Origin of the sequence: Paenibacillus anaericanus (genome assembly GCF_003994475.1) — a bacterium.
In the GTDB taxonomy this organism is placed as follows: Bacteria; Bacillota; Bacilli; order Paenibacillales; family Paenibacillaceae; genus Fontibacillus; species Fontibacillus anaericanus.
In genome coordinates, this window is record NZ_RZNY01000008.1 from 67,208 (window position 1) to 91,266 (window position 24,059).

General features: G+C 47.3%; 15 protein-coding genes. 13 read left to right on the top strand and 2 right to left on the bottom strand.

Going from position 1 to position 24,059, the window contains the following annotated elements:
* The first annotated feature begins 44 nt into the window (after positions 1-44).
* The 4 genes from EJP82_RS11550 to EJP82_RS11565 all read left to right on the top strand — a co-directional run bounded on the left by EJP82_RS11550 (position 45) and on the right by EJP82_RS11565 (position 6,381).
* Positions 45-1,025, top strand: coding sequence for an ABC transporter permease (locus EJP82_RS11550; protein WP_127192216.1), 981 nt, complete (start codon positions 45-47; stop codon positions 1,023-1,025).
* Between the two features lie 14 nt (positions 1,026-1,039).
* A complete protein-coding gene (locus EJP82_RS11555) occupies positions 1,040-1,939 on the top strand; it encodes a carbohydrate ABC transporter permease (protein WP_211350089.1) in 900 nt (299 codons plus the stop codon).
* A gap of 229 nt (positions 1,940-2,168) precedes the next feature.
* On the top strand, positions 2,169-3,926 hold the full coding sequence (locus tag EJP82_RS11560; RefSeq protein WP_127192217.1) for an ABC transporter substrate-binding protein: 1,758 nt from the start codon (positions 2,169-2,171) through the stop codon (positions 3,924-3,926).
* Between the two features lie 94 nt (positions 3,927-4,020).
* Entirely contained in the window at positions 4,021-6,381 is a 2,361-nt protein-coding gene (locus tag EJP82_RS11565) for a glycoside hydrolase family 95 protein (RefSeq protein ID WP_127192218.1), read from the top strand.
* A 106-nt stretch (positions 6,382-6,487) separates the two neighbouring features.
* On the opposite strand, the gene EJP82_RS11570 is transcribed toward EJP82_RS11565, so the two are convergent.
* Positions 6,488-7,315 carry an AraC family transcriptional regulator gene (locus EJP82_RS11570; RefSeq protein ID WP_246054052.1) on the bottom strand — a complete coding sequence of 276 codons (828 nt, stop codon included), beginning with the start codon at positions 7,313-7,315 and terminating at the stop codon, positions 6,488-6,490.
* Positions 7,316-7,440: 125 nt separating this feature from the next.
* Between EJP82_RS11570 and EJP82_RS11575 the strand changes: the two genes are divergently transcribed.
* Together EJP82_RS11575 and EJP82_RS11580 are read left to right on the top strand one after the other, a co-directional pair.
* Positions 7,441-9,474, top strand: coding sequence for a beta-galactosidase (locus EJP82_RS11575; RefSeq protein ID WP_127192220.1), 2,034 nt, complete (start codon positions 7,441-7,443; stop codon positions 9,472-9,474).
* 53 nt (positions 9,475-9,527) lie between these two features.
* Positions 9,528-10,550, top strand: coding sequence for an aminoglycoside phosphotransferase family protein (locus tag EJP82_RS11580; protein ID WP_127192221.1), 1,023 nt, complete (start codon positions 9,528-9,530; stop codon positions 10,548-10,550).
* A 244-nt stretch (positions 10,551-10,794) separates the two neighbouring features.
* Here EJP82_RS11580 and EJP82_RS11585 read toward each other — a convergent pair whose 3' ends face one another.
* The gene (locus tag EJP82_RS11585) at positions 10,795-11,586 is read right to left on the bottom strand and encodes a helix-turn-helix domain-containing protein (RefSeq protein ID WP_127192222.1); all 792 of its coding nucleotides are present in this window, start codon (positions 11,584-11,586) and stop codon (positions 10,795-10,797) included.
* A 126-nt stretch (positions 11,587-11,712) separates the two neighbouring features.
* Between EJP82_RS11585 and EJP82_RS11590 the strand changes: the two genes are divergently transcribed.
* From EJP82_RS11590 to EJP82_RS11620, 7 genes are all read left to right on the top strand, one after another.
* Entirely contained in the window at positions 11,713-13,962 is a 2,250-nt protein-coding gene (locus tag EJP82_RS11590) for an FAD-dependent oxidoreductase (RefSeq protein ID WP_127192223.1), read from the top strand.
* A gap of 283 nt (positions 13,963-14,245) precedes the next feature.
* Positions 14,246-16,042 carry a cache domain-containing sensor histidine kinase gene (locus tag EJP82_RS11595; RefSeq protein ID WP_170220174.1) on the top strand — a complete coding sequence of 599 codons (1,797 nt, stop codon included), beginning with the start codon at positions 14,246-14,248 and terminating at the stop codon, positions 16,040-16,042.
* Complete coding sequence (locus tag EJP82_RS11600) at positions 16,014-17,450, top strand: response regulator (RefSeq protein WP_127192225.1); 1,437 nt, start codon at positions 16,014-16,016, stop codon at positions 17,448-17,450. The genes EJP82_RS11595 and EJP82_RS11600 overlap by 29 nt, the downstream gene beginning before the upstream one ends.
* Positions 17,451-17,554: 104 nt before the next feature.
* Complete coding sequence (locus EJP82_RS11605; RefSeq protein ID WP_127192226.1) at positions 17,555-18,886, top strand: ABC transporter substrate-binding protein; 1,332 nt, start codon at positions 17,555-17,557, stop codon at positions 18,884-18,886.
* A gap of 116 nt (positions 18,887-19,002) precedes the next feature.
* Entirely contained in the window at positions 19,003-19,872 is an 870-nt protein-coding gene (locus tag EJP82_RS11610) for a carbohydrate ABC transporter permease (RefSeq protein ID WP_127192335.1), read from the top strand.
* A 19-nt stretch (positions 19,873-19,891) separates the two neighbouring features.
* Positions 19,892-20,740: a carbohydrate ABC transporter permease gene (locus EJP82_RS11615; protein WP_127192227.1), complete on the top strand. Its 849-nt coding sequence runs from the start codon at positions 19,892-19,894 to the stop codon at positions 20,738-20,740.
* Between the two features lie 168 nt (positions 20,741-20,908).
* A complete protein-coding gene (locus EJP82_RS11620; protein WP_127192228.1) occupies positions 20,909-24,046 on the top strand; it encodes an alpha-mannosidase in 3,138 nt (1,045 codons plus the stop codon).
* Positions 24,047-24,059 lie beyond the last annotated feature (13 nt).

Genomic DNA, 24,059 nt, shown 5'->3' on the forward strand with positions numbered 1-24,059 from the left:
CTGCTTTATCATAGAGTTATAGCAGAGAAGGGGGGATTGGACACATGGAAACGCTCTCAGCAAAACCCGATACTAGAAATGTAAGCGTAACCCCAAAACCGCCGAAAAAGCGGAAGCAAGGATTTTGGCAGAGTATAGTTCGGCAGAAATATTTATACCTGATGTCCTTACCATTTGTAATTTGGTTGTTCGTATTTAACTATTTACCAGTCTGGGGATGGACGATGGCGTTCCAGAACTATAAGCCATCCAAATCGTTTTCGGAACAGAAATGGGTTGGAATGAAGAACTTCGTAGACTTGTTCCACGATGAAAGATTTTACCTGGTATTAAGAAATACGTTGGCCATGAGTATTTTGGCCATCATATTCGGATTTATCGTGCCGATCTTTTTCGCGGTGTTCCTGAACGAGTTGAAGGGTTCTATGTTCAAGAAAACCGTTCAGACTGTATCTTATCTGCCTCACTTCGTATCATGGGTCGTTGTGGCAGGTATCATTACGAAGATGCTCTCGATTGACGGTGGGATTATAAACGAAATCTTATTGTCATTGAATATCATTAATGAGCCTATTCAGTTCATGGCTCAGGGGAAATGGTTCTGGGGGATTGTAACCGCTTCCGATATATGGAAGGAAACTGGCTGGAACGCGATTATTTACTTGGCTGCGATCACCGGTATCGATAAGGAACTTTATGAAGCCGCTCGGGTTGACGGGGCGGGGCGCTTCAAACAAATGTGGAATATTACGCTTCCGGGAATCCGGACTACGATTTCCGTCCTATTGATCATGTCGATCGGTCACTTGATTGGTATCGGCTTCGAGAAACAGTTCCAGCTGCAGAATGCGCTGGTGACGGATTATTCCGAAGTGTTGGATCTATATGCGTTGAAATACGGTATTAATATCAGCCGTTTCTCATACGGTACAGCCATTAGTATGTTTACCTCAGTTGTAAGTATCATTCTGTTGCTTACGGCAAATGGCATCATGAAGAAAACGACGAAAGAAAGCATCATGTAAAGGAGGAGACTAACGTGGCAGTAAAAGCATTCAATTCAACAAGATCTGAGAAAATATTTGACATCTTCAACATCATTCTGATGACAGTAATTCTAATCATCACGTTGTATCCCTTCTTGAACGTGCTGGCGATCTCGTTAAATGATTCAACGGATACCGTTCGAGGTGGCATTTATTTATGGCCACGCGAGTTTACGTGGGAAAACTACAAAACGATTTTCGGTTATACAGGCTTGTTGCAAGGGTTTAAGATCACGATGTTGCGGACGATTGCCGGTACCATACTCGGCTTGATAAGCTCATCTATGCTTGCTTATACTTTGAGTCGTCCGGATTTTAAATCACGTAAATTCGTTTCTATCTTTTTGGCTCTGACGATGTATTTCTCCGGAGGGTTGGTTCCTACTTACATGCTCATGCGGCATCTGGATCTGATCGGAACGTTCTGGATTTATATTCTGCCTAGTGCAGTTAGCGCTTTTAACGTATTTATCATCAGATCGTTTATGGACGGATTGCCTTACGCTTTGCAAGAATCGGCAAAACTCGACGGTGCCAATGATTTCAAGATTTACTACAAAATCATTCTTCCGCTCTGTAAACCGGTGCTGGCGACGATTGCGCTGTTCCTGGCAGTAGGGCAATGGAATTCCTGGTTTGATACTTATTTGTATAACGGAAATAAGCCGAACCTCACTACATTACAGTTTGAATTGATGAAGGTGCTAGCCAGTACGAACCAAGGTGCAGCAATGGCAAACGCGAACGACTTGGCCAATCAGATGGCCCAGGTATCGCCGGATTCGATCAAGATGGCGATTACAATTGTCGTAACAGTTCCAATTCTACTCGTATATCCTTTTCTACAAAGATATTTCGTATCTGGCATGACTTTGGGTGCCGTTAAGGCTTAATACTAAAGATTTAGAATGAGCAGTTCCGCCGGCGTACTAAACTACACGTACGGCGGGCTGCTACCAAGTAAGACCCTTTTATTAGGCAAACTTTGAAAGCCCTTACTTTGTGGTGGGTTCAAGAATAAACGCGCTTTTATTAATAGGGTTTTACTTATAAGGAAGGTATATGCAGGTTTAGCCTGTTATACGATATAGATTTATCATTTGAAATGAGGGGGAACTAGAAATGAAGTGGACAACTCCTAAAACCTTCGCTGCTCTTTTGTTGACAAGTGCGTTACTTGTAAGCGGTTGCGGCAACTCTGGCAACAATGACAAAAACAGTGCGGCAGGCAACACAGGCAACACAGGAAATAAGGGAAATTCTAGCCAGACAGAACAAAAAACGGAGGACATAAGCCCAATCAGTTTTAGCTTCTTTGGTGGGGATTCCAGCCCGAACTGGAACGGCATGAAGGATGATGTCGGTAAAGTAATTACCGAGAAAACTGGTGTTACCCTGGAAGCGGAATTTGATGTAGGCGCTGGCGGCGGCGAGAGCAAGGTTGCTTTGATGGCCGCAAGCGGCGATGTTCCGGATCTGATTTTCGCTAAAGGTGAGCTGTCTAAGCTGATCGATGCCGGACTCATCGTTGATATGACTGATTTGATTGAGGAGCATGCTCCAAATATTAAGAAGGTTATCGGCGATAACATGAACCGTTTGAAATACAGCAATGAAGATCAAGCCATCTATTCGCTCGTTACGAACATGGGTGTCGACAACCAATACTTTGATGCGACAGGCGGTTTTGAAATCCAGCATCGCGTATTGAAAGAACTCGGTTATCCGGAAGTTCGCACGTTGCAGGATTATGAAAAAGTATTGAAAGATTATTATGCCTTGCATCCGACCATCGACGGACAGCCTACGATTCCGCTGACCTTGACTGCGGATGACTGGAGAATCATGATCACGGTTACCAATCCAGCTTTCGCAGCTACTGGCGCTCCGGACGATGGAGAATATTATGTCGATCCGACAACTTATGAAGCTAAGCTTCATTACAAACGTTCAGAAGAGAAAGAATACTTCCGCTGGTTGAACCATATGTACAATGAAGGATTGCTCGACAAGGATACTTTCGTACAGAAGGAAGACCAATACAAAGCAAAAATTGCCAGCGGCCGCGTGCTTGGGTTAATTGACCAAGAGTGGGGCTACATGGATGGGGAAAATGCTTTGAAAGCTGCAGGTAAAGACGATGCTACTTACGCCCATTTCCCTGTTACGTTGAGCGAAGACTATGTTGATCATTCCTTCCAACCTGCTGGGATTGATGGATACGGTATCGCAATTACGACGGCTTGCAAAGATCCGGTTCGCGCTATCAAGTTCCTGGACTGGTTGGCTTCCGATGAAGGCCAAGTTCTCAGAAACTGGGGGATTGAAGGCAAACATTATACCGTTGAAAACGGAAAACGTGTAATTCCGGCTGAGATTACTGAAAGAAGAATGAACGATACAGCGAACTTTACTAAGGAAACAGGTCTTGGTAATCCAGCTGGATTGTATGCTGTGATGAGTGCGCGTTATGGCGACGGTGTTAAAGACTCCACAGATAATTACTATACGATCAACTTCCCAGAACAAATCGTAGAACTCTATTCAGATGCTGAAAAAGAATCGTTGAAGGCTTACAATGCTACAACTTGGAAAGATTTATTCCCGCAAGAAAGCGATTTTGAAGCTAAGGAATGGGGCGCGCTGTACAACATGCCTGTTCCAACAGACGGCGATTATCAAGTAATCGCTAAGAAAACGCAAGATATCGTCCGCAAGCGTATTCCAGAAGCTATTCTTGCCAAAACGTCTGACTTCGACAAAATCTATGACGCCTTCCTAGCTGATCTGGATAAAGCCGGCGCAGTAAAAATGGAAGCCGAATATACTGAGCTTGTTAAAGCGAGAGTATCGTTGTTTACAGGCAAAGACATTAAATAATAGTTTTAAAAAAACTTATAGCAAGAACAAAGAAAAGGCCCGTGTTTTTATTCGGGTCTTTTCTTCTAACTTGTACGGAGTGGAGGTAAGAGAGATGGCGGGTACGAATCATGAGAAAGCAAGATGGAAGTTATGGTACAATCAGCCCGCTTCCCGCTGGGAAGAAGCTCTGCCAGTCGGAAACGGGCGGATTGGCGGAATGGTTTACGGTGGTGACCGTTCGGAGGTAATAGCGTTAAACGAGGATACTTTATGGTCGGGATTTCCGCGCGACACCCAAAATTATGATGCCATCCGTCATTTAAGCCGAGCTAGGGAATTGATATTTTCCGGGAAATATAAAGAGGCGGAGTCAATTGTAAACTCTAAAATGCTAGGCTGCCGAAGCGAGTCTTATCAGCCATTGGGAAATCTGAAGGTGGAGCACCATGGAGAGGTTGCGTCAACAGAATATTATAGAGGCCTGGATTTGGAAACCGGAATTGCCGAGTCACGTTATTCCCACGGAGCTGCAAGCTACACCCGGGAAGTGTTTGCAAGCACGGTGGACCAGATTTTGGCTGTCCGGTTTGCATCACCTTCGCAAGATTATATGAACCTTTCTCTTTCCCTCGATACCCCGTTACGACATACGATCAGCGAAACTTTAACAGACAATGGGCTGAAAATGAACGGAAGGGCACCAAGCCATATTGCCGACAACTATTTGGGGGATCATCCTCAATCGGTACTGTATGAGGAGGGGTTAGGACTTTCCTTTGAGGCTCAAATCCTGATTTTGCATGAAGGTGGAACTCTTGTCAGGGAATCGGGGGTTGTGAAAGTCAAAGGGGCAACCTCGGTGACCGTGCTGCTTGCAGCGGCAACCGACTTCGCAGGGCATAATGTCATGCCAGGAAGTGGTTCAGAAGATTCACTTACCGAGAAATGTACAGCTGTTTTGAATGCTGCCGCCCAGTTGGGATATGAAGAGCTGCGAAATCGACATATCCAAGATCATGAAAGTTTATTTGGGCGGTTGAGTCTTGAATTGGGACAATCTGACAGCACTGCTCTGCCAACTGACGAGCGTCTAGCCAACTACAAGGCAGGGAAAAAGGATCCAGACTTGGAAGCTCTATATTTTCAGTACGGACGCTATTTACTGATGGCGAGCTCCAGACCGGGAACGCAGCCTGCTCATCTTCAGGGAATATGGAATCCGCATATGCAACCACCATGGAATAGCAATTATACGACAAATATTAATACAGAAATGAACTACTGGCCTGCAGAGGTTTGTAATTTAAGCGAATGCCATGAGCCATTGTTCGGGCTCATCCGAGATTTAAGCGAAACTGGAGCAAGAACCGCGCGCATTCACTACGGAGCCCGGGGCTGGACCGCACACCATAACGTTGATTTGTGGAGGGCGGCTACACCGAGCGACGGAGATGCCAGCTGGGCGTTTTGGCCAATGAGCGGCGTATGGCTTTGCCGCCACCTATGGGAACACTACGATTTCACACGGGATAAAGGCTTTTTGCGGGATACGGCATATCCATTGCTGAAGGGTGCCGCGGAATTTTGTCTGGATTGGCTTGTACCGGCACCCAATGGGACGCTGGTCACAGCACCTTCGACTTCGCCGGAGAATAAATTCCTGACGGCGGACGGAGAACCTTGCAGTGTGTCCGCAGGTTCCACAATGGATTTGGTTTTGATCCGGGAGCTGTTCACTCATTGCATTCAAGCCGCATCCATTCTTGAAATCGACCTCGAGTGGATTTCTCAGCTGGAGGAAGCGATGGAGCAAATGGCCAAGCCGGAAATCGGGCCGGACGGGCGCTTGCTGGAATGGAGCGAAGATTTTGCGGAAGCTGAACCGGGTCATAGGCATGTTTCGCATTTGTATGGATTATATCCAGGAAATTCGATATCGCCGACTCGGAGTCCTGAACTTGCGGAAGCGGCACGTAAATCACTGCAAAGTCGAATTAGCCAAGGGGGTGGACACACGGGATGGAGCTGTGCTTGGCTTATCAATTTGTATGCCCGTCTAAGAGACGGCGAAGCAGCCCACCACTTTGTGAATACGCTTCTGTCTCGTTCGACGTATCCCAACTTATTTGATGATCATCCTCCTTTTCAGATTGATGGTAACTTTGGAGGGACAGCCGGTATAGCTGAAATGTTACTACAAAGTCATTTGGACGAGATAGAATTACTCCCAGCTCTCCCCAAAGCTTGGCCTCAAGGTAATGTTAGTGGACTGAAGGCGCGCGGAGGATTTGAAGTAGAAATAAACTGGGAAATGGGACACCTAGTCACAGCTATGATCACAGCCACTCGCAGTGGTTGGTGTTGCATTCGTTACGGGAAAACAGCACTTGAAATTTGCAGCCCGGATGGTTCAATTATTCCAGAAGGTCAACGCTTTTGGACGGAGCCGAATCAAACTTTTTTCATCAGTTGATAGTATTGATGTCATCAGTAAACCTTTCCGTGTTGGTTAGCAAGAGAACGCCGCAAGGTGGTATCTTTTAGGAAGCATTAATGTTGAGAAGGGTTACACTCTCAAACTAATGAAGCCGCCTAAATTGCTGGGGCGTCATTCCGGTATGTTTACGAAATGTAGCTACAAAATGGCTGGTATCACGGAATCCAGTTTGACTCGCTATGGAAGCGACTGTGGCAATGGGTTCGCTCGCCAGCCGTTCTTTAGCTTTGTGAATCCGCATTTGTACAAAATACGTATAGGGTGCTAGACCAAACGTCAGATGAAACAGTTTGCTTAAATGACGGCTTGATATGCCTAACACGGCTGCAAGATTATCTAATCCGATGTCAGGGTTACCGTAGTGCCTTTCCATCCATTTTATTAATGGGGTTAACTTCTCCATGTTTCGAGATATGGATATGTGATTTCCTTGACTCAACTTGCTCATTTGTCCCAGAAAACGGTAAGCATCCACCGAGATATCTAACCCGAACATATCAGATTCATCATCCATTTTAGATAACATGCCACTTAGAAGAGAGACAAATGGCGAACTTGGTTCCCAGTAGAAGATGGCGGGCTCATGAATGCCGAAGGATGAAAGGATAGATGCAGAAGCATCTCCCCCAAAGGTTAAGTAGAGGGTACTCCATATATTATTTGAGGAGGACTCGTAAATATGTGGTAGTCCTGGTGGGAGTAGCACACCACTGTATGGCGAAAGTTGTACCGTTTCATTGTGATAAGTAAGCACTCCCTCTCCATCCTCAACTTGTAACCAGTGATACCAAGGATACCCTTGGGAACGTATGATTTTTTCTTGACTGGGGTTGTAACCGATGCTCTCTACAATCAGTGGTAGCCCAGGATTTCCTGTCGGTGAAAATACGAATCGACGCAGTGCTTTCATAGGAATTTATCTTCTCCTTTGAGGTCCATATTATTATATGTAATGTCCCTAATATTATATATAACATGAAATGATTACGAATTAGAATGGTAATATAATTATACTTCATAAAGGATGTGTTCATAGTGATCAATAATAAATTACCAAAGATATGGTATGGCGGAGATTATAATCCTGAGCAGTGGGATGCCGAAACGTGGCAAGAAGATAATCGGATGTTTAAGCTTGCTGGTATTGATGTAGCAACGCTGAACGTCTTCTCATGGGCGATGATCCAACCGGATGAAGAGACGTATGATTTCTCATTTCTAGACGCAACGATGGATCGGCTATATCAAGATGGAGTCTATGTTTGTTTGGCTACCGCCACGGGTGCGCACCCAGCATGGATGGCGAACCGCCACCCAGATGTGCTTCGAGTAGATGTGCAAGGTAGAAAGCGGACATTTGGCGGTCGCCATAATTCTTGTCCCAACAGTCCCACCTATAGAAAATATTCCGCGAGACTAGCTGGAAAATTAGCTGAAAGATATAAGGATCATCCGAGTCTATTAATTTGGCATATATCCAATGAGTATGGAGGATATTGTTATTGCGAGCACTGTGCTGCCGAGTTCCGTGTATGGCTGCAAGAGCGGTACGGTAGTTTGGAGAAGTTGAATAAGGCGTGGAATACCCGTTTCTGGGGACATACCTTCTATAGTTGGGAAGAGATTGTTCCCCCGAACGAGTTGAGTGAAGAGTGGGGTGGCGGGCGTACGAATTTCCAAGGGATCTCTTTGGATTATCGTCGATTCATGTCACACAGCCTATTGGAATGTTACAAGCTAGAGTATGAAGAGATTAAGAAGCACACGCCAAACATTCCTGTGACAACGAATTTGATGGGAACCTACCAGGAACTAGATTATTTTGAATGGGCGAAGTACTTAGATGTAGTTTCTTGGGATAATTATCCATCCCTCGATACCCCTATTAGTTTAACAGCTATGACACATGATCTCATGCGCGGAGTTAAGAACGGACAACCATTCATGCTGATGGAGCAAACACCAAGCCAGCAAAACTGGCAACCCTATAACTCGCTGAAGCGGCCGGGAGTGATGCGGTTGTGGAGTTATCAGGCAGTGGCACGGGGCGCGGATACCGTCATGTTCTTCCAACTACGCCGTTCGATTGGAGCTTGCGAGAAATACCATGGTGCGGTTATTGAGCATGTGGGCCATGAACATACACGGGTGTTCCGTGAATGCGCAGAACTTGGAGCAGAGTTAAGCCTATTGTCCGATTCGATCCTTGATGCCCGAATTAAAGCCAAGGTAGGGATCATTTTCGATTGGGAGAATCGCTGGGCAACAGAGCTATCAAGTGGACCAACCATTGCATTGAATTATGTAGACGAAGTGCACAAATATTATGATGCATTGTTCGAATTGAACGTAGAGAGTGACATGATTGGTGTTGAAGAAGATCTTAGCAATTATGACATCGTTATTGCACCAGTGCTCTACATGGTGAAACCCGGCTTCGCCAAAAAAGTGGAGGCATTTGTAGCCGCAGGCGGCACTTTTGTTACAACTTTCTTCAGCGGCATTGTAAATGAGAGTGATCTTGTAACCCTTGGTGGATATCCGGGAGAACTCCGTTCCTTGTTGGGCATCTGGGCAGAGGAAATTGATGCACTGTTCCCTAATCAAAAGAACGAAATCGTATTGAAGCAGTCATGGGGAGCCTTGGATGGAACTTATGAATGTAGTCTAATGTGCGATCTCATTCATAGTGAAGGAGCGGAGGTGCTGGCGGAATACGGTAGCGATTTCTATCAAGGACGTCCAGTCATTACAGTGAATCAATTTGGTGCTGGTCGTGCGTATTATATAGCTAGTAGTCCAGATGCTTCATTCTTACAGGGATTCCTCTCTAACCTATGTGATGAGAAAGGGATCAAACCGTTAGCGAAAGCTCCATCAGGAGTGGAAGTGACACGACGCGTTAAGGACGGATTGGCTTATTTATTCTTGTTGAATCATAATGCGGAAACTGCTGTAGTAGAAATTGGAGATGAGCAGAAAAAGGATATGCTCACTGGTGAAATGGTAACGGGTTCTGTTTCATTAGCAGGTCGTGGAGTCATGATTCTTGAAGGCAATGAGGCGTAAGTAAGAGTTCACTACAGAAAATATAGGATGCAGGATGACAGAAGGTACTCGCTTTGGCTATTGTAGCAAGGTGGGTACTTTTTTTACTCGAGGAGGGATACGAAATAGACAATGCAATTAAACTGCATTTGGACGACGGTGATCTACAAGCCGTGATAAAGGCTGCTTTTGAAAGTAGTACCTCTATGTTGTCGGCTTGCGAATTAAAGGATGGCTGGTTCAATTCCGCTTATGCGATCACTTTGGATAATGGCAACAAGGTAGTATTGAAAGTGGCCCCAGTTAACGCTACGTCTGGGGTAATGCGTTATGAGCGCAATATGATGAAGGCAGAAGTTGAAGTTCTTAATTTACTTAAGCAGACCGGAAGAATCCCCGTACCAGAAGTTTTCCATTACGATGACAGTAGCTCAATTATTGATGGGGAATTTTTCATAATGGAGTATCTTGCAGGGGAACCGTACAACAAGGTAAAGGAAACTCTCTCTCCGTTGCAACGGGAAGCAATAGAGTCCGAATTAGGCAGACTGAATCGACTGATTAATGAAATTAAGGGAGAGCAATTTGGCTATTTTGCTCTGGAAGAAGGACAAGGTAAGGAATGGTCTAATGTATTTATGGCAATGGTATCGGGTTTGCTTGCTGATGCCAAGGACGCAAATGTCACACTTCCAGCTGAAGCGAAGGATATAATGGAAGCTATTGAACGGCATAGATCTAGCCTGGAAGAGGTTAAGGAGCCTTGCTTGGTACATTGGGATTTATGGGATGGGAATGTCTTTGTGGATAACGGGAAGATTACAGGGTTAATCGATTGTGAGCGGGCACTTTGGGGCGACCCATTAATGGAATATTATTTCCGTTCGCTGGCGAATTGCCCTACGTTTGTGAGGAGTTATGGGATAAGTGAAATGACACCGTCGCAGAAGAAACGGTTAATGATGTATGATTTATATCTTGATCTAATCTTACATATAGAGTGTACGTATCGTCAGTATAGCGACCAGAATCATATGAACTGGGCAGCGCAAAATTTACAGCAGAGCTGGGAACGATTTAAGTCATTAGCAATATAAAATAAGGCTGCCGAGAACTGTTATTTATCCTGACTTCGGACAAGAGGATTTGTCGGAGTCGTCGGACCGGACAATGCCATTGTTTCAGGAGCAAAAAAGCTTGTAAAGTTGGATACCCAGCTTTACAAGCTTTTTTGCTCCTATATATAGTTGATTTCAGAATAAATCCAACTAAGGAGCTGTGCTATATCGCCAACTTTTTGAGTGAAACTTGTGTAAGAGAATTCATCCATCAGATCTGAAGCTAGACGCGAGGCATGCTGCGATATTGCGAAGGGGGCATTCCCCGTTTGTTCCGGAAGATGCGGCTTAAATAGAAGCCGTTCTCGTATCCGCACAGTTGCGCAATTTTGTCGATACTAAGCTCAGTTTCCAGCAGTAATTTGCTAGCCTTGTCCAGGCGGAGTCGAGTCGTATAATCGGAAGGAGTCATTCCATAAGCCGCACGAAAACGTCTCGTTAACTGCACTGGGGTAAGCTGCAGCGAGAACGCTAAGCCCTTCATATCGATTGGACCGAATGCATTGGCGGTGATGAATTGGGCAGCCTTACGTATCTCAATATCAGTTGTCATTCCATTTAACCCTATTTCCTTCGGTACATTCCTCTCCAGCTCGTATAAACGCCATATATCGCTTACCAGGTGTTGTTTTCTCTCTAATGCGGTTTCATCCTGTTCCAACGCAAGCAGTCGCAGGTAACGGTAGTCGGAAAATAGCCGTTCGATGTCCGTGATCATCAGTTTGCCGGTCAATGACCGCCTCTCCTCAAGAGAAGGCTCCGAATCCCACGTGAAATGAATAAAGTGAAAAGTCAAAGGTTCAAGTGTTCTTCTATGAAACCAGGTATTTGGTGGGCAGACCACCAAGCTACCAAATCCGGCTTCACCTTCTTGTTCTTCTATGCGGTAAGTGAATCTGCCTTCTTCCACAGCGAACATTGTCCAGTAGGAATAAATATCCCGGTCGAGAGCAAATGTTTCTTTCTTGATCCAATGAAGATGCGTCACCAGCCGGATCGAAAAGTCGCTTCTCATTATATCGCCACCATTAAATGAAATAAAGTATATAGATTATCGTAACATGATGCATGGAGTTTGGAAATACGCAAGTATATGATGAAATCACGGATATTGAATGCTATTATAAGGAGATGTTCAATCATGAGGCAGGAAGTTATAACGTCGGATATTACAGTTGTAGGCGGCGGCCTGGCGGGAGTGAGTGCTGCTGTCGCTGCAGCTCGTTTGGGCAGGACTGTATCGCTTATTCAGAATCGTCCGGTGCTAGGTGGAAATTCAAGCAGCGAGGTACGCGTTTGGGTTTGTGGAGCTACCGCCCACGGAACGAACCGTTATGCGCGCGAGACCGGTATTATGGGTGAAATGTTCGTAGAAAATCAGAACCGAAATATCGACGGGAACCCGTATATTTGGGATATGATTGTGCTCGAGACTGTGCGGGCAGAGCCCAATATTCGCTTGTTTTTGAATACCGATGTCCATGAAGTGGAAGCCGAAGGCGATGCGGACAGCAGGGTTATTCGTTCTGTTACCGGCTGGATGATGGGTTCAGAGCGGCGTATTCGTTTTGAAAGCAGTATGTTCCTAGATTGTACGGGCGATGGACTGGTCGGATTTCTGGCCGGGGCAAAGTACCACGTCGGCCGCGAGGCGAGGGACGAGTACAATGAGGACTGGGCACCGCCAGTTGCGGATGATATTACATTGGGGAGTACGATGTTCTTCTATACGAAGGATGCTGGCCATCCTGTCAAGTTTACGCAGCCAAGTTTTGCGAAGGATATATCGAAGACAACCATTCCACTGAACCGCGTCATCCGCAGCGGTGATAATGGATGCGCTTATTGGTGGATCGAATGGGGAGGGGAACTGGATACGGTTCACGACAACGAGCAGATCCGCGACGAGTTATGGGCAGTGATCTATGGTATATGGGACTATATTAAAAATTCCGGCAACTTCGATGCCGACAATATGGCGCTGGAGTGGGTGGGATCCATCCCGGGGAAGCGCGAGTATCGCCGTTTCATTGGAGATTATGTACTTAACCAAAATGATATCGTGGCTCAGCGCGAGTTTGAAGATGGCGTGGCCTTCGGCGGATGGTCTATCGATTTGCATCCTCCGCAAGGGATGTATTCGACAGAAAGCGGCTCCAAGCATTTACATGCGGACGGGGTGTACCATGTTCCATTCCGATCCCTATATTCCGTCAACGTAAACAATTTGATTATGGCCGGCCGTGATATCAGCGCATCTCATGTGGCATTCGGAACGACCCGTGTTATGGCGACTTGCGCCGTTATCGGTGAGGCTGCGGGTACCGGTGCTGCATTATGCGCGGAGAAGGGAGTTTCTCCACGCGAGCTCTACCGGACCCATTTGCGAGAACTTCAACAAACACTGCTTCGCCAGGATGCGTCTATCATCGGTTTTCGCAATGAAGATTCGGCTGATTTGGCGCGAAGTGCTAGATCAACGGCTTCCAGCACGTTGATGCAGCTAGCTGTGGAGAAGCCGGCCGAATCGTATCGGCTAGCTTCCGATATCGGCTTGCTCCTGCCGGTTGATCCGGAGCTGACTGGGATTGATTTACTAGTCGATGCGGAGGAGAACACGACACTGGAGCTGGAGCTATGGGATACCGGACGAGGTGAGAACTATGTCCCACATACGATACAGACGATTGCTTCGACTCCGGTAACGAAAGGTGCGGGACAGTGGGTGAGGCTGCTCCTCCATTGGAAGCCTGATACTCCACAGAACGCTTTCCTCATTGTCAAAGTGAATGAACGGATTGTCTTACATCTGTCCGATGAGCCGCAATTTGGGGTACTTGCGTTCGAGAAAGGACCACAACCTGTCGTTTACCCGGACCTGGGGGATCAACAGCCAGATCAGCCGGTTGTACAGTGGAATATGCGCCCGTTTGTCCGCAAGCCGATCTGCTTCCGTCTTCTCTCGCCGACACAAGCATTCACTCCAGATAAAGTGATCGACGGATATCATAGGCCGTATGCGGGTCCACATCTGTGGTCGTCAGTATTCCTGCGGGAAGACACGCCGGAGTGGCTGGAGTTGAGTTGGTCGACACCAGTTAATATTTGCACGATTCATCTTACATTTAATGACGACGTGAACGAGGACTTGATTAATCTTCATCATCACCGCACATCGTTCGAGACAATTCCCGAACTGGTCAAGGATTACCGCGTGCAGATTTATATGAACGGCGAATGGATCTCCGTCGCCGAAGGTCGGAACAATCGGAAACGCAAAGTGGTGCATACACTGGGTCGGCCGGTTACCTCCAACCGTCTCCGCGTAGTGGTGGAAGCGACCAACGGTTGCCCGCGCGCGGAGATTGTCGAGATTCGCGTATACGAATAATAGACAACGAGGTGTAGGCGCAGTTCAGTAACAACTAAGATTCGTTATATAAATCTACAAGTTTTATATCTACTAGCTTCGTTTTTGCCCGTGATATAATCGAATGAATGATGAACAATAAACCAAGCCCGCAATGGGTTAGGCAAAAAAACCTCTTGAACAGAGGTTTTTTTTGCCTATTCGAGAAATCCGGCAATTATTCGGTTGAATGAATACATGTCTTAGCACTCTTCGTAAAATGAGAAATTCGACTACTACTATTTTGAGGAGTGGATCCTACACGATGCTAAACTGGCGCTATTTGCTTCCGAATACCTTGAAGTACAGGCTTATCGTAGCTTATATCACCCTTCTGATGGTTCCATTGTGTGTCGCTATTTTTTATTTATTCCAGCATTTTGAATCGATTCGCCAGAAGGATATGATGGATCGAATGTCCGAGCGTATGCAACAGGTGCATGTGTCCTTGACGGATATGATGGCATTTGCCTATAAGGCGAATATCATGCTGAGCCAGGATGAGAGCCTGATCCAGATTATGCACGATCCGGACAAATATGACCCCCTTGAACGAAAGAAAGTGATCGAGAGCAAAATGTTTGGAATCAACAACAGCTTTTTCTTTCATCAGACGGAGCTGTATTTTAGGTTCATCGACCTTAAAGGTAATGTATATACCTCCTATGCTCCTAATAGCCAGTTGACCAATGAGCTGAAAGATTTACAAGATTGGCAGAGTAAGCTACAAAGCGGGGCTCATTCATACCGCTGGGTGGCGGATGATTGGAATGATGTGAACGGCAGCCAAGGAAACAAGTTTCTGAGCCTGTACACCGTTCTCGATGACCAACTGCGGGGAAATTTCGGACTTGCGCAGATTAGCATCAACATACAGGAATGGTTCCGCAGCACTTTAAAGGATAGCCCGGTTAACCAGGATTTAACCATCTTTACCGGACAAGGAGAGACCGTTCTGCAAAGCAAGAAAACAGACTTCAGCATGTATATGATGCAGAGGATTATGTCTCTCCAGGCACAGGAAGGACACTATGAGGATAAACACTCCTCTTCCCTCGTCAATTACAGCTATCTTGAGGAGCTGGACTGGTATGTGGTGAGTCAAATGCCACTAAGCGAGCTGCAGCAGGAAATTCGGCAATTAAGGTTTATCGTTTTTCTCTTTTTGACCATTCTGGTCATTGTCTTCGTGCTGGTGACGATCATCCTGTCTGCCCGGATGACGGAGCCGTTATATGTCCTAGAGCGCAGCATGGAGGAGGCGCTGGACAAGAAGCTGAATGTCAAAATTACCATCGGTAAGGATGCAACAGCCGAGGTGCGCTCCCTTGGTGAGAGCTTCAATCGGATGATTGATGATGTTGTCGCGCTTATTAACAAGCTTAAGCTGGAAGAGCGGCAAAAGCAGGCGGTTCGTTTCCAAATGCTGCTCTCTCAAATGAATCCACATTTTCTGTTGAATACCTTAAATACGGTTAAATGGATTGCCAGAAAAGAAAAGCAGAAAGAGATTGCAGACATTTGCACCTCTTTGGGGCTAATACTGGAGGCAAGCCTAAACTCGGAAATTGAATTGATTTCCCTCAAAGAAGAAATAAAGCTGTTGCGTTCTTATGAATCCATACAGGCTTTTCGCTTTCGGAATCATTTCGTCATTATTTATGAAATGGATGAATCGGTTCAACACGCTCTAGTTCCCAAGCTTAGTCTACAACCTCTGGTAGAGAATTCCATCGTTCATGGCTTTGACGTGGCTGACGGGTGCGGCACGATTTGGGTGAGAGTCAGAGCGGAGGGAAGCGAGCTTATTCTGGAGGTGGAGGATAATGGTATTGGCATGGAAGCAGCCGCTCTCAAACCGGGAAGACGAAGCGGTCATGGCATCGGACTGAGCAATCTGAGAGAAAGGCTACAGTTGCTTTTTAAGGAGGAAGGCTCCATGGAATTTATATCCGATGCGGAAGGGACCCTGATCCGATTTCGGTTACCTTTGCTGATTGCGACGCCTTATTCACAGGAAGGAGACGGTGGGTATGTGGACGATTTTACTGGTGGAAGATGAAGCGTTTGTCCGTGAGGCCATCCGGGAAACGGTGGATTGGGAACGCCACGGATTTTGCGTTGTAGGTGAGGCAGGGAACGGCAAGGAAGCTCTCGCGGCTATTATGAGTCTTAAGCCTGACGTCGTGATCGCTGATATTGTCATGCCGGGGATGGACGGGATTGAACTATTGAAAGAAACACGGAAGGCGGGAATCCGCAGCCGTTTTATTATGCTGACGGCCATGGGCCACTTTGATTATGCCCGGGATGCCCTCCAGTACGGGGCTTTTAACTATCTGTTAAAGTTGTCCTTAAATGATGAAGTTCTGTTGGAGAGCTTGGGGCGTATTAAGGGATCTTTGCTTGAGGAACTCAGCATGGCTGGAGAGGCGCTTTATCCTTATTATCATCGTATCTGGTCAGGCATTCGGGGAACGGTCGCGTCGGCCGATAAAGATCAGGCCGGAACGATTGCGGCAGCGGAGAAATTCCGCAGTTTGAGCCTTGATATTGTTACCGTTTTAAGCGGAGCTACCCCTTCTGCTGCGGAACAGGCAGGTATCCAAACCGAGGAGTATCAGTTGGTTCAAGCCTTCTATGAGGGGGGGCAGACAACCTTCTTTTGCTGGAGCTTTCAGAAGACGGCAGAGTATGTGAGCTGGAACAAGTCGAACTGTTCCATTGGACTAGCGGCTGGTAGCAGTCTGACTCAGCTGTCTCAGGATTGGCGCTCTGCGCTGAATCAGTTGAACGGGGAGTGGTACGGTTGTAAGGCAATTCCGGTGAAGGAGCGACACGAGTTGCCACCTATCGCGGAGCTGGAAGCCGAGCTGATCCGCTGCTTTGAAGAACGCGACGAACTCAAATGCGCCGAGGTGACAGCTCTGATATGGGACAGCATGGAGATATCGGCTTTTTCCCATATGGAAGTGAAAATGTTCGCTGCGCATCTTCTTCATATGCTAGTAATGCTGGCAGGAAGGAAATCGGAGGACCGGCAAGAAATCAACTCGGCCACCAACCATGAATCGCTGCTTGTCTATGTACAGCATGCCATACTTGAGCTGATCCGGCAGATGAGAGAGGAAAATGTAAGTTTTACAGATCATCCCGAGGTGAATCGAGTGATTCAATATATGCTGGAGCATTACAAGGAAAATATCAAGGTTGCGGATTTAGCTAAGCTGGTATCCATTAACGTGGATTATTTAAGCACCGTGTTTGGCAAAAAAACCAGACTGACGCCGATCGCTTATTTGCAAAATATCCGGATCGAGCAGGCGAAGCGCTTGTTGCTGCATTCCAAGCTAAATGTGGAAGAAATCGCTTTTCAAACGGGTTTTGCCGATGATGCGTACTTCATTAAGGTATTCAAGCGTATGGTTGGGCAAACGCCTAGCTCCTTCAGGCGGGAGAATAACATCTAAGTTTTGTACTATTAATCTGCAAGTTTCAACCCTTATGAGACAAGGGGCGGCTTGGTATAGTTGGGGTGAATCAAACATCCAATTTAAGGGAGGTTGCAGGTAAGATGAGAAACAGAAGATGGATGATTGCAGGGCTGGCGCTGCTTGTGGCGGTGCCTCTGGCACTTGCTGGCTGCGGTGCAAAAGGCGGTAATCAAACGGGGGGAACGTCTCCTGAGGCAAGTACGGCCAGCAGTGACCCGATCAAACTTACCCTGTGGGGAGCGGTACCATCTGAGAATGGTCCCCAAGAAGTTGTAGACAACTGGAATAAACAGAATCCGGACATTCAGGTAGAGTATGTGCGTTTCGTCAATGACGATGCGGGCAACCTGAAGCTGGATACGGCGCTTATCTCTAGTCAGCCCGTGGACATGTACGTGAACTATGATTTCAGCCTTTACGAGAAGCGGATCAAAGCAGGCAACGCGCTGGATCTCAGCAAGTTCTCCGACTACAACGTGGACGATAAAATGGGAGAAGGAGCTGCGTTATGGAAAGTAGACGATAAGTATTATGGTCTGCCGACCCAGAAGGGCTTATCCTTTGTCTGGCTGAACAAGGATATGCTTGATGCCAAGGGACTACCAATTCCGACGGAGTGGGGGCTAGATGAGTTCAGAGATTATGCCGCCCAGCTCAAGTCTGACAAAGTCTGGGGATTGGCGCAAAGCGATTATTACTTCAATGTGCCTATCAACGGTTCTTTGCAGAAGCAAAGCTTACAACTGACAAAGGCCGATGGAACCTCTGCTTTTGACAACCCGCTGACGGTTAAGACGCTTCAGGTTTATTTCGACATGATGTTCACCGATAAGAGCTTGATGCCTCATACGGAGCAAATTACTTCGAAGCCTGCCTTGGACCAAATGTTTGTGAAGGGAGAAACGGCAATGTTGTTCTCTACAAACCAGATATTCCGCACGACGAACAATGTGCAAGAATTTCCACGGACATTCAAGGTCGCGGCGGCTCCGGCTCCCAAGGTGAACAAGGATCAGAGCGATTATATTAACGCCGGCGGCTTGGGTGATGTGATATCCATCAATCCAAGCACCAAGCATCAGGAAGCTGCCTGGAAGTTTATCCAATGGTATGCGGATGGGGGCATGCTACCGATGGCGGCAGGCGGAAGAGTACCTTCCTCCAAGGACTTCCCGGTCGATGAGGCTGTCGCCCTTATGTTCAAAGGCGTGGAAGACACTTATGATCTGGATTCAATCAAGCGGGTCATGTTCGGCGATTTGCCGCTTGGCTTAAGCCGTCTGGACCGGAAGACAGGGACTGAGCAGCAAGCAGTCTATGACAAAGCATTTACCCAGAAGCTGACACCAGAGGAAGCCGCGAAGGAATTGGCACGGATACACAACGATAATTTGAAAGCGTTATCTAAATAGCACCATCAGCCAAGGAGGGGTGGGGAGGTTAGTATCACATCCCTCTGTGGCTGCAAGCTGGATGAAGCTACTACTACATTATATAGAGAGAAAGGCGGTGACCGATCGTGAGTTGGATGAAGCGGCAGAGGCTGATTGGTTATGTGTTTATCGCTCCCAATCTAATCGGAATGATGGTGTTTATGCTCGTTCCGGCCCTGTTTTCCTTTTATTTAATGTTTACGGATTGGGTATTCGCTAGTGGGCAATCCCCGCACTTCGTTGGATTGGATAATTTCAGGATGATGGTGAGAGATGATTTATTTGTTGTATCGGTCAAAAACACTTTATTGGTACTGATTCCTGTACCGATTTCTATTATGCTCGGATTTCTGATTGCAGTCATGCTCAATAATCGTACTTATTTGCAGAAGACTTTACGAGCGTTTTTTTTCGCACCTTATTTTACCAGCGGTATCGCTATCGCTTTCGTCTGGATGGTGCTATTTCAGCCTACTAACGGTCCAATAAATGCCTTTCTACGATCCATAGGCGTATCGGATCCTCCACTATGGTTTGCTTCGCCGGATACGGCGATGTATGCGGTGCTGATCATGATGACCGCCGGCGGCATCGGCTACAACATGATCATTTATTTGGCTGCACTGCAGGAGATGTCTTCCGAGCAGCTGGAAGCTGCCAAGATGGATGGAGCAACATTTGGGCAGTTACTACGCCTAATTATATTTCCATTGGTTAGTCCGACGACTTTTTTCTTGATGATCACGGGCTTTATCGGCTCTATCAAGGGGTTTGGCATGATTTATGCGATAACTCAAGGAGGGCCAGGCAATAGTACGACCGTTTTCTCTATTTTCGCATATAAAAAAGCCTTCAACTTCTATGAAATGGGTTACGCTTCGGCCGTCTCATGGACCATGTTCCTGATCATCCTTTGCATCACGGTTATTCAGTGGGTTGGCCAGAAAAAGTGGGTCCATTATTAACAGAGGGGAAGACGCACAAATGGATACGAGAAATATCAGAATAATCAGAGAACGGGTGATTAAAAGCTTCAATACGATCATCATGACGCTAGCCAGTCTACTGCTGCTGTCGCCAATGATCTGGATGATCAGCACCTCGTTTAAGAAACCGAAGGATGTCTTCACTTATCCGATTCAATGGATTCCGCACGATCCAGTATGGACCAACCACTTTAAGGTATGGATGACGGGAGACGAATTTGCACTCTTCTATTTCAATTCCCTGAAGATTTCTATAATTTTGATGATTGGAGCTCCTTTGCTCGCTGCCTTTGCGGCATATGGCTTTAGCCGTATTCCGTTTAAGGGGAGGGACGGTATCTTTTTACTATATCTATGTCTGATGATGATTCCACCACAAGTACTTTTTGTACCGAAATTTATCATGTTTGATTGGATGAAAATTTACAACACCCATTGGGCGCTCATTCTTCCGGGCTTGTTTACGGTGTTCGGCGTCTTCATGATTCGGCAATTTTTCATGAGCATTCCCCACGAAATATCTGAAGCGGCTTTTATTGATGGTGCCGGTCATTTTCGGATTTTCTTTCAATTATTTCTGCCACTTTCCAAACCGGTACTGGCAACCTTCGCTATTATTGATTTTACTTGGACTTGGAACGATTATGAGAACGCTTTGATTTTCCTGTTGGACAAAAAACTGTTCACGGTACCACTTGGCATGCAAAATTTCATGCTGGAAGCAGGAGTGGACTATAACATGATGATGGCTGCAGCTACAGCGGGAGTCGTGCCGTTACTCATCGTCTTCTTCCTGGGCCAAAAATATATTATTCAAGGGTTCTCAAGTTCTGCTGTCAAAGGATAAACGATTAATATGACCATTAGAGGAATTGAGCGCTGATTCTGGCCTGTGCCTCTGCTTACTCAAGATAAATTTTCCAGACTTTTAAGGTGTGAAATAAACAAAATGAGCTTTTCATACCTTAGAATTTTTTTTGAATAATAACACGTGCTATAAGAGGGGACTTGAAACATGTTTTGGACTGAAGAGAAGCTTGAGCAACGCTTAAATGAGTTGGATGAGTACCGGTATCGAGACTTGCGCCCGATTGGGGAATGGATGTTCACGCCCGATTTAGACAAGATGAACGGCGCCAGGCCGCCGGCAACCCCGAGCTCCGATGCAACGATACAAATCGGTGACCGCTGGAAGGGTCGTGATCTATATGTTTGGTTAAGGCAACGGGTTACGATCCCGTCCGAATGGTCGAAACATACGGTAGTCGGGCGATTCGATTTCGGAAGCACGGGGCCGGGACATAATTCGGGCTTCGAATCGCTGCTTTATGTGAACGGCTCTCCATATCAAGGTGTCGATTCCAACCATATGGAAGTATTCATGCGACAGGAATGGGCCGGAACCGAAGTCGACCTTTGTTTTCGGTTGTGGTCCGGATTGGAGGGAGGCGGAATACCACAGGAGCAAGAGCATCAGTTCAGGAAGGCGGAGCTTACTGTGCTGGACGAGGCTGCTGATGACCTCTACTTTACGGGTCGGGGTGTACTGAATACGGTCAAGGTACTTGAAGAGCATCAGCCGGAACGATTCGAGCTGCTACAGGCACTGGACTACGCCTTTAAGCTAATCGATTGGTCTAAGCCCGGATCGGAGGCGTTTTACAATTCGATCCGGCAGGCAAGAGGCGCGCTGCGTGAGTCAGCGGCGTCGTGGAAGAAGACGAGTCAGGTCGCAGTGCAATGTATCGGCCATACGCATATCGACGTTGCGTGGCTATGGAGGCTGACGCATACCCGCGAAAAAGCGGCGCGCTCTTTTTCCACCGTCCTAAGGTTGATGGAAAAGTACCCGGAATACGTATTTCTGCAAACGCAACCCCAACTGTACGAATACATCAAGGAAGACTATCCGGACATCTACGAAGACATCAAACAACGCATCAAGGAGGGGCGCTGGGAGGCGGGCGGCGCCATGTGGCTAGAGGCCGACTGCAATCTAACCAGTGGAGAATCACTCGTTCGGCAAATCCTGTACGGGACTCGCTTCTTGCAGCAGGAGTTCGGTGTGACCTGTAGTTACTTATGGTTGCCCGATGTATTTGGCTACAGTTGGGCATTACCGCAAATTTTAAAGAAGGCCAACATCGATACATTCATGACGACAAAGATCAGCTGGAGCCAGTACAACCGAATGCCGCACGACACCTTTATCTGGCGTGGTATCGACGGCTCCGAGGTGCTGACGCATTTCGTGACGACGCCGGAGGTTCCCGAATCGACGGTATGGTGGTATACCTACAACGGGTTGATCGAGCCGTACTCCGTCAAAGGAATTTGGGATACGTACCGCGACAAAGGCTTGAATCGTGAGCTCCTGCTGTCGTATGGCTACGGTGACGGCGGCGGCGGAGTCAACCGCGACATGCTGGAGATGCGGCGCCGTCTGAACGAAATTCCCGGCCTGCCCCACGTGAAAACGGGCCGGGCGGGAGACTATTTCGCGAGGTTGCAGGAGACCGTAGAGAAGACGGACCAGTACGTGCATACGTGGGACGGTGAGCTATACCTGGAATACCACAGGGGAACCTATACGAGCCAGGCGTATAACAAACGGATGAACCGGAAGCTGGAGTTCCTGTACCGGGACGCGGAGTGGCTGCAGTCGTTGAATGGGGTTGTTGGCGCTGGATGGAAGGAATATCCACAGCAGAAGCTGTACAAGGGCTGGAAGACGATTATGCGGAACCAGTTTCACGATATTATTCCGGGCTCATCCATTCCGGAGGTTTACGAAGATACACGGCGGGAGTATGCAGAAGCGGAAGTGTGGGGACTGGAGGCCCGGAAGGATGCTGCCGAAGCGCTTACTACGGTGGATCCTATGGCTTGGACGGTGTGGAACAGCGCCTCCTATGCGCGCACCGAGTTGGTTCGGATACCGGCCGAGTCCGGCATGGAATCGGGCCACTGGATCGCCGCGAATGGCAGGGAACTTGATGCCGTAAAATTAGATGATTTCTGGAAGGTCTGCGTTACCGACGTGCCTCCAGCGGGGGGGCTGACCATTCGTTTCGAGCCGTCTCCGTTGGACATGAAGGAAGCACAGCCGAAGTTCACCTATGAATGCCGCAAGCTCACAACGCCATTTTACGTGCTGGAATGGAACGAGTTCGGGCAGTTGACGCATCTATACGACCGTAAGGCAAAGCGTGAGGTTATCGCCGAGGGAACGTGCGGCAACGTGCTTCAGGTGTTTGAAGACAAACCAAAAATGTTCGACGCATGGGATATCGATTTGTTCTACCAGGAGAAACAGCGCGAAATCAGGCAACTCGAATCGGTTGCCTTGATCGAGAACGACGCGTACAGCGCAGTTCTGCGTTTCGAGTGGCGGTATATGGATTCGCAGATCGTTCAGAACTTGACCGTTTACGCAGACAGCCGGCGCATCGATTTCGCTTCTAGGGTCGACTGGCGGGAGAAGCAGCAGCTGTTGAAGGTCGCTTTTCCGGTACAGGTCCGCGCTACGGAAGCGACGTACGACATCCAGTTCGGCAACGTCAAACGTCCGACGCATTGGAATACGAGCTGGGATTATGCGCGCTTCGAGACGGTCGCGCATCAATGGGTCGATTTGTCCGAGCGGGGCTTCGGGGTTAGTCTGTTGAACGACTGCAAATACGGTCATGACATTAAGGACAACATCATCCGGCTGACCTTAATCAAATCCGCTACGTATCCGGATCCGAATGCGGACCAAGGTCTCCATCAATTTACGTATTCGCTGTTTCCTCACTCCGGAGATTGGGTGGCGGATGGTACCGTACGAGAAGCCGCTTCGCTCAATCAGCCGCTAACACTGCTTAAAGGTTTCGCCGCCTTGTCAGGCAAATCGATGCTGCAGCTCGATGTGGATCATGTCATAGTTGACACGGTGAAGAAGGCGGAGGACAGCGACCAGGTTGTAATCAGGCTGCATGAATATACGGGTGCGCGTAGCAACGTTATTCTCTCCAGCGATTTCCACATCGTTTCGTGGCAGGAAACCGATTTGTTGGAACAGCCGATTATCCCGCTTCAAGAAGGTCCACATATCTCCTTTGATATAAAGCCGTACGAAATCAAGACATTCCTTATTGATATGAAACCGTAATGAAAGGGTAGAG